The 7796-nt window shown below is 43.7% G+C and carries 5 protein-coding genes and 1 pseudogene; all 6 read left to right on the forward strand.

Annotation, left to right across the window (positions count from 1 at the left end; translation table 11 throughout):
* Positions 1-433: 433 nt before the first annotated feature.
* Complete coding sequence (locus AX660_RS09845; RefSeq protein ID WP_068376020.1) at positions 434-1561, forward strand: pyridoxal-phosphate-dependent aminotransferase family protein; 1128 nt, start codon at positions 434-436, stop codon at positions 1559-1561.
* Positions 1562-1668: 107 nt separating this feature from the next.
* Positions 1669-2352, forward strand: a complete 684-nt coding sequence (locus AX660_RS09850) for a GntR family transcriptional regulator (protein ID WP_068376022.1) — start codon at positions 1669-1671, stop codon at positions 2350-2352.
* Positions 2349-3245, forward strand: coding sequence for a methylisocitrate lyase (gene prpB / locus AX660_RS09855; RefSeq protein ID WP_068376023.1), 897 nt, complete (start codon positions 2349-2351; stop codon positions 3243-3245). Before AX660_RS09850 ends, prpB begins: the two co-directional genes overlap by 4 nt.
* A 59-nt stretch (positions 3246-3304) precedes the next feature.
* Positions 3305-4429: a bifunctional 2-methylcitrate synthase/citrate synthase gene (gene prpC / locus AX660_RS09860; RefSeq protein WP_068376025.1), complete on the forward strand. Its 1125-nt coding sequence runs from the start codon at positions 3305-3307 to the stop codon at positions 4427-4429.
* A 21-nt stretch (positions 4430-4450) separates the two neighbouring features.
* On the forward strand, positions 4451-7042 hold the full coding sequence (gene acnD / locus AX660_RS09865) for a Fe/S-dependent 2-methylisocitrate dehydratase AcnD (RefSeq protein ID WP_068376026.1): 2592 nt from the start codon (positions 4451-4453) through the stop codon (positions 7040-7042).
* Positions 7043-7157: 115 nt separating this feature from the next.
* Positions 7158-7796 (forward strand): annotated as a pseudogene (locus AX660_RS09870) (PrpF domain-containing protein); the annotation flags it as partial.

Raw genomic sequence — 7796 nt, forward strand, 5'->3', positions numbered from 1 at the left:
GGCCCGAAACTATTACTAGCTCGGGCTTAGGGGAATGGCTCTCTTTTAGAGCCGTGCGCTAACTGTAAAACTCATATCGACTTAAATCTCAATAAATTATTAGTCAAATACGATGTAAATATCTCGAAACGGCCTTAAATTGTAGAACAACTGTGTATAAAAAATAAACAATTTTGTAATGTTTTTTATTTTATATAGTTTTCAATATGATAGCTCTTTTAAGTTTCGTAAAAATACTTTACTTACATTTTATGTTGGGGGTTATCCACAACTAATCAAGTGGTTTTGCACAATTATTCTACAGTTAAATCCACAAGGCATCTAATAGCTGAACTAGTGTTATTTATCTTCTTTATGCCGACTATGTTGTGCTTGTACGTAAACCTCATAACTGTGATTATCACATGGTTTTTAGTCAGCAGAAGATAGTATTATGAGTATCAATACCCAAAGTTTTATCCCCCCTAAACGCACTTTGATGGGGCCTGGTCCATCAGATGTTGATCCACGTATTTTGCAAGCATTGTCTTTGCCTACCATAGGCCACCTAGACCCACTGTTTGTTGAGTTGATGGATAATACCAAGCAGCTTTTACAATTTGCTTTCCAAACTAAAAATGCACTCACAATGCCGATATCTGCGCCTGGTTCGGCTGGTATGGAAGCCGTATTTGTTAATTTGGTCGAACCCGGTGATAAGGTCATCGTATGTCAAAACGGTGTGTTTGGCGGGCGCATGCAGCAGAACGTACAGCGTTGTGGTGGACGAGCCATCATGGTGCAAGACGATTGGGGCACAGCAACAGATTTAAATAAACTCGAACAAGCCTTAAAAGAACATCCTGATGCAAAAGCCCTAGCCTTTGTGCATGCAGAAACCTCGACAGGTGTACGTAGTGACGCTCAAGCAATTTGTGCTTTAGCTAAACAATATGAGTGTTTAACCATAGTGGATGCAGTGACCTCATTAGGTGGTATAGAGCTGGCAGTGGATGAGTGGCAAATAGATGCGATTTATTCAGGTACGCAAAAATGTCTCTCATGTGTACCAGGTTTATCACCTGTGTCGTTCAGTGATACTGCCATTAAGGTGATTAAAAATCGTCAAACTCCAGTACAGAGTTGGTTTTTAGACATGGATTTGGTGATGGGTTATTGGGGGCAGGGTACCAAACGGGCTTATCATCATACTGCGCCGGTTAATAGTATTTATGCTTTACATGAAGCTTTACTTATTTTGCATAAAGAAGGTTTGCAAACTGCTTGGGATAGACATGCAGCGATGCATCAAACTTTACGCTCAGGTTTAGAAGATTTAGGTCTGGAGTTTGTGGTGAAAGAACAAGACCGTCTACCTCAACTCAATATGGTACGTATTCCTGACGGTATCGACGATGCCTTAGTGCGCTCGCGTTTATTGAATGAATTTGACCTAGAGATAGGCGCTGGCTTAGGTGTCCTGGCCGGTAAAGTGTGGCGTATTGGTTTAATGGGCTATGGTGCTAATCAACGTAATGTTGAATATTGTGTGAGTGCATTGTCGCAGGTCTTGAGTAGTTAACACTTAGCAAATAGTGGTTGTTTTTAATAATTGTCGACAATTATGGTTGATCTTTGTTATCAAACGAATAGACTGGCCATCTATTAAATAATTGTCGACAATTTATTATGGCCAACACCGCTGATAAATCCCCCAACGCTGTAGCAACAACTCGCGCTGATTTAGTATTTACTGATTTACGTCAGCGCATTGTTGAAGGCCTTGTGGTTATGGGCAGCAAGATCAGTGAGCCAGAGTTGGCCCGTCATTATGATATCAGTCGCAGTACGCTTCGTGATGCCTTATCCCGTTTGGAAGGCTGTGGTTTATTAGAACGTAAAGCAAATGTGGGTTATCGCGTAGTCACATTGTCGACAGAAAAACTGCTAGAAATATTTCGCGTACGTGAGTCCTTAGAAGGCATGGCCTGTAATCTCGCCGCTAAAAACATGACAGCTGAGCAAATTGCTGAGCTCAAATCCTTACTGACTCAACACGAACAAAACGAATCACTACAGCAGGGAGAAGCCTACTATCAAAAAGAAGGTGACCTCGACTTTCACTTTAAAATTGTATTCGGCAGTGGTAATGGTTTGCTGATCCGCTTGTTGTGTGAAGAACTATACTACTTGGTGCGTATGTACCGTTACCAGTTTGGTATGGCCAGCCCTAGAGCTAAAAAAGCTTTTCGTGAACACCACAATATAATTCAAGCCATCGAAGACAAAGATGGTGAACTGGCTGAAATCTTAATGCGTCGGCATATTTCGGCTTCCCGCCTCAATGTAGAAAAACGGATGAATACCCTATGACAAGCTTTAACAATAAATCACCTGGCATACGTTTCCGTCAGGCCTTAGTAAACAATAAACCCTTACAAATTGTCGGTACCATTAACGCTTATTGCGCCATTATGGCTAAACAAGCGGGCCATCAGGCCATCTATCTATCGGGTGCCGGCGTGGCTAATGCTTCTTATGGTTTACCTGACTTGGGAATGACGTCACTGAATGATGTATTGATTGATGTTAGTCGTATTACCAGTACTAGCGATTTACCCTTGCTGGTGGATATTGATACGGGCTGGGGCGGGGCATTTAATATCGCCCGTACCGTTAAAGAAATGATTAAAGCAGGCGCTGCCGCTGTGCATATTGAAGATCAGGTTGCGCAAAAACGTTGTGGTCATCGCCCTAATAAAGAGATTGTTTCACAAGGTGAAATGGTCGACCGGATAAAAGCGGCTGTGGATGCTCGTACCGACGAGAGCTTTTTTATCATGGCGCGTACAGATGCTTTTGCACAGGAAGGTTTAGACAGAGCCATTGATCGCGCCCAAGCCTGTGTTGATGCCGGTGCTGATGGCATTTTTGCTGAAGCCATTAAAACCGAAGAACACTACCGTGCTTTTGCTAAAGCAGTAAAGGTGCCCATTTTGGCTAATATAACTGAGTTTGGTCAAACCGAATTGTGGAATAAACAACAATTAGGCGAGTGGGGCGCAGCTATGGTGCTGTATCCGCTTAGTGCTTTTAGAGCGATGAATAAAGCTGCCGAAACCGTCTATCAAAGTATCTTGCAACAGGGTGATCAGAAACAGGTTATCGACACCATGCAAACTCGTGCCGAGTTATATGATTATCTGGGTTACCACGATTTTGAACAAAAACTGGATAGTTTGTTTTCAGCAGGAAAAAATTTATAAGCGCCTTTGCGCTTTCTAGGTAAGCATTTAGCTTACATACAATATTAAAGGACACAAAAATGGTTGATAAAAAATTAAGTGGTGCAGGATTACGTGGACAAAGCGCGGGCGAAACATCGTTATGTACCGTGGGTAAATCCGGTTCAGGCTTAACTTACCGCGGTTATGACGTGGCAGACTTGGCTGATAATGCCACGTTTGAAGAAGTTGCTTTTTTGTTGTTTGAAGGTGAATTACCTAATCAGCAGCAACTGGATAAATACAAAACCGAACTTAAAGCCTTGCGTGATCTACCTCAAGCACTTAAAGAAGTGCTACAGCGTATACCGGCCAGCGCCCATCCGATGGATGTCATGCGTACGGGCTGTTCGTTTTTAGGTAACTTAGAGCCTGAAGAAGATTTTACTCAGCAAAACCATGCTGCCAATCGTTTGTTAGCGGCCTTTCCCGCGATCATGTGTTACTGGTATCGCTTCAGTCATGAAGGTGTTGAAATTGATTGCGTTACGCAAGAAGACAGTATTGCAGGGCACTTTTTAACCTTATTAAATGGTAAAGCTCCTTCGGCACAACACCAAAAAGTCATGGATGTTTCACTGATTTTGTATGCTGAGCATGAGTTTAATGCTTCAACTTTTACCGCTCGGGTTTGTGCCTCAACCCTTTCAGACATGTTCTCTTGTATCACGGGAGCCATTGGTACTTTACGAGGTCCTTTACATGGTGGGGCTAACGAAGCCGCGATGGATATGATCCAAAAATTCACTTCACCTGCTGATGCTAAAACGCAAATGGCTGGCATGCTAGAACGTAAAGAAAAGATCATGGGTTTTGGCCATGCTATCTATCGTACATCCGACCCACGTAATGTGATCATTAAAGCCTGGTCAGAAAAACTAGCCAAGGAAAACGGTGATACCTCTTTGTATGACATCTCTGTAGCCTGTGAAGAATTTATGTGGGACAGCAAAAAACTTTTTTGTAACGCGGACTTTTTCCACGCATCGGCTTATCACTTTATGGGCATTCCCACTAAGTTATTCACGCCCATTTTTGTGTGTTCACGCCTAACAGGTTGGGCGGCTCACGTGATGGAGCAACGGTCCAATAACCGCATTATCCGTCCAAGTGCTGACTATATCGGCGAAGAACCACGTAAAGTTACTCCTATTGCTCAGCGCTAGTTTAATCAGAGAAGCCAACTAATGAACAGTCAATTTAGACGTAATCTACCCGGCACCACGCTTGATTATTTTGATACGGAAGCGGCAGTTAATAATCTTAAAACTGATGCTTATGCAGGTTTGCCTTATACCTCCAAGGTCCTAGCAGAAAACTTAGTACGCAGATGTGACCCTAGCCAATTAAACGCGGCGCTAATGCAACTTATTGAACGTAAACGCGACTTGGACTTTCCGTGGTTTCCAGCCCGCGTGGTTTGCCACGATATCTTAGGTCAAACCGCCTTAGTGGATTTAGCCGGTCTACGTGACGCTATTGCGTTAAAAGGTGGCGATCCATCGCAAGTAAATCCCGTGGTACCTACTCAATTAGTGGTAGATCACTCTTTGGCGGTGGAATTTGGTGGTTTTGACAAAGATGCTTTTGCCAAAAATCGCGCCATTGAAGACAGACGTAATGAAGACCGTTTCCATTTTATTAATTGGACTAAAACCGCCTTTAAAAACGTTGATGTAATACCCCAAGGCAATGGCATATTGCATCAAATCAACCTTGAGCGTATGTCGCCCGTGGTGCAAAGCCGTAATGGTGTTGCTTTCCCCGATACTTTGGTAGGCACTGATAGTCATACGCCTATGGTGGATGCCTTAGGGGTTATTGCTATTGGCGTGGGTGGACTAGAAGCTGAAAGTGTAATGTTAGGTCGCGCTTCTTATATGCGCTTGCCCGATATCATTGGGGTAGAGCTGACAGGTAAACCCCATGAAGGAATTACTGCAACAGATTTGGTGTTAGCGTTAACGCAGTTTTTGCGTGAACAAAAAGTAGTGTCGTCCTATTTAGAATTTTTTGGCCAAGGTACCCAACATCTTACCTTGGGCGATCGCGCGACCATCTCCAATATGACCCCAGAGTATGGTGCCACAGCGGCGATGTTTTATATTGACCAACAAACTATCGATTATCTCACTTTAACTGGTCGTGAAGATGCGCAAGTTAAATTAGTTGAGACCTATGCTAAACACACAGGTTTGTGGGCTGATAGCATGGTTAAAGCTGAATACGAACGTGTATTGCAGTTCGATTTAAGTTCAGTAGTACGTAATATCGCCGGGCCATCCAATCCCCATGCCTGTGTACCGGTAAGTGAATTGGCGCAACGTGGTATTAGCGGAGTGGTTGAAAACGACCAAGATTTAATGCCGGATGGCGCAGTGATCATCGCGGCTATCACCAGTTGCACTAATACTAGTAATCCACGCAATATGATTGCTGCTGGTCTTATCGCTCGTAATGCCAATAAATTGGGTTTACAGCGTAAACCTTGGGTTAAGACTTCATTGGCTCCTGGGTCAAAAGCAGTGCAATTGTACTTAGAAGAAGCCAAGTTATTACCTGAATTAGAGCAACTGGGTTTTGGCATAGTGGCCTTTGCTTGTACCTCTTGTAATGGCATGAGTGGTGCCTTAGATCCGGCTATCGCCGAAGAAATCAAACAACGTAAACTGTATGCAACAGCCGTGCTGTCGGGTAATCGTAACTTTGATGGACGTATTCATCCCCATGCTGACCAAGCCTTTTTAGCCTCACCCCCCTTAGTGGTCGCTTATGCTATTGCCGGTACCATTCGTTTTGATATTGAAAAAGATGTGCTTGGCTTTGATGCCAATGGCAAAGAAATTCGTTTGATTGACTTGTGGCCAAGTGATGCTGAAATTGATGCTGTAGTTAAAAGTAGTGTTAAACCAGAGCAGTTCCGTAAGGTTTATGAGCCCATGTTCGACTTAAAAGTAGAATATGGCGAACATATCAATCCCCAGTATGATTGGCGCCCGCAAAGTACCTATATTCGTCGTCCTCCCTATTGGGAAGGCGCCTTAGCCGGTGAACGTAGTATGAAACAAATGCGCGCTTTGGCGGTATTGGGTGACAACATCACCACCGATCACCTTTCGCCGTCAAATGCGATAATGCTGGACAGTGCGGCCGGTGAATACTTGCACAAGATGGGTTTACCTGAAGAGGACTTTAATTCTTACGCCACTCACCGAGGCGATCATTTAACCGCCCAACGTGCAACTTTTGCTAATCCAAAGCTTAAAAACGAAATGGCCTTAGACGATAAGGGCAAGGTAATACAAGGCTCATTAACTCGTATTGAACCTGAAGGGCAAGTTACGCGAATGTGGGAAGCCATCGAAACCTATATGCAACGTAAACAGCCTTTGATCATCATTGCAGGCGCTGATTATGGCCAAGGTTCATCTCGTGACTGGGCCGCCAAAGGTGTGCGTTTAGCAGGAGTTGAAGCCATAGTTGCCGAAGGTTTTGAGCGTATTCACCGTACTAACTTGGTGGGTATGGGGGTATTACCCTTAGAATTTAAAGCTGGTGAAAACCGTCATACATATAAAATAGATGGCTCAGAAACCTATGATGTCAGTGGTGATATTGCGCCCGGAGCTCGTTTGCACGTTGTGATGACCAGACGCAGTGGTGAGCAAATTACCATAGAGGTAAATTGCCGTTTAGATACCGCCGAAGAAGTATCGATTTATCAAGCCGGTGGTGTGTTGCAGCGTTTTGCCCAAGATTTTTTGGAAGCTAAAATATAGAGCTGCGAGTGTCGAGCTTCGAGCGACGAGCTAAAACAAGAGCAGGGACATAGGCTTTTTTAGTTTTTAGCTCGTGGCTCGATGCTCGTAACTCATAACAACAGAGATAGATGAAATGAGTTTCAAGCCACAAATAAAAATCCCAGCAACATACCTGCGTGGTGGTACCAGTAAAGGTGTATTTTTCCGTTTGCAAGACTTACCCACGAATGCGCAAGTAGCTGGGAACGCAAGAGATATACTGGTGCAACGGGTGATTGGCAGTCCTGATTCCTATGCCAAACACACTGATGGTATGGGCGGTGCTACCTCAAGTACCAGTAAAGTGGTCATTATTAGCAAAAGTACTCAAGCCGATCACGATGTTGATTATTTGTTTGGTCAAGTTGCTATTGATAAGGACTTTGTTGATTGGAGTGGTAATTGCGGCAATTTATCTGCAGCAGTGGGACCTTTTGCCATTAGTAATGGTTTTATTCATAAAGATAAAATCCCGCAAAATGGTTTGTTAAGCATAAAAATCTGGCAAGCCAATATTCAAAAAACCATTATCGCCCATGTACCTATAACTGATGGCGAAGTACAAGAAACTGGCGACTTTGAGTTAGATGGCGTGACGTTTCCGGCGGCAGAAATTCAAATTGAGTTTATTGATCCTGCCGATGATGCGGGTGATGACAGCGGTGGTTTGTTCCCCACAGGAAATCTCATCGATACCTTAGTCGTACCAGAAGCCTTAGTGGCGGGGGGGAAA

Origin of the sequence: Paraglaciecola hydrolytica (assembly GCF_001565895.1) — a bacterium.
Classification (GTDB): Bacteria; Pseudomonadota; Gammaproteobacteria; order Enterobacterales; family Alteromonadaceae; genus Paraglaciecola; species Paraglaciecola hydrolytica.

Bases quoted from the DNA above. Each gene is read 5' to 3' on its own strand.
- AX660_RS09845 (WP_068376020.1), top strand. From the start codon at position 434: ATGAGTATCAATACCCAAAGTTTTATCCCCCCTAAACGCACTTTGATG.
- AX660_RS09850 (WP_068376022.1), top strand. From the start codon at position 1,669: ATGGCCAACACCGCTGATAAATCCCCCAACGCTGTAGCAACAACTCGC.
- prpB (WP_068376023.1), top strand. From the start codon at position 2,349: ATGACAAGCTTTAACAATAAATCACCTGGCATACGTTTCCGTCAGGCC.
- prpC (WP_068376025.1), top strand. From the start codon at position 3,305: ATGGTTGATAAAAAATTAAGTGGTGCAGGATTACGTGGACAAAGCGCG.
- acnD (WP_068376026.1), top strand. From the start codon at position 4,451: ATGAACAGTCAATTTAGACGTAATCTACCCGGCACCACGCTTGATTAT.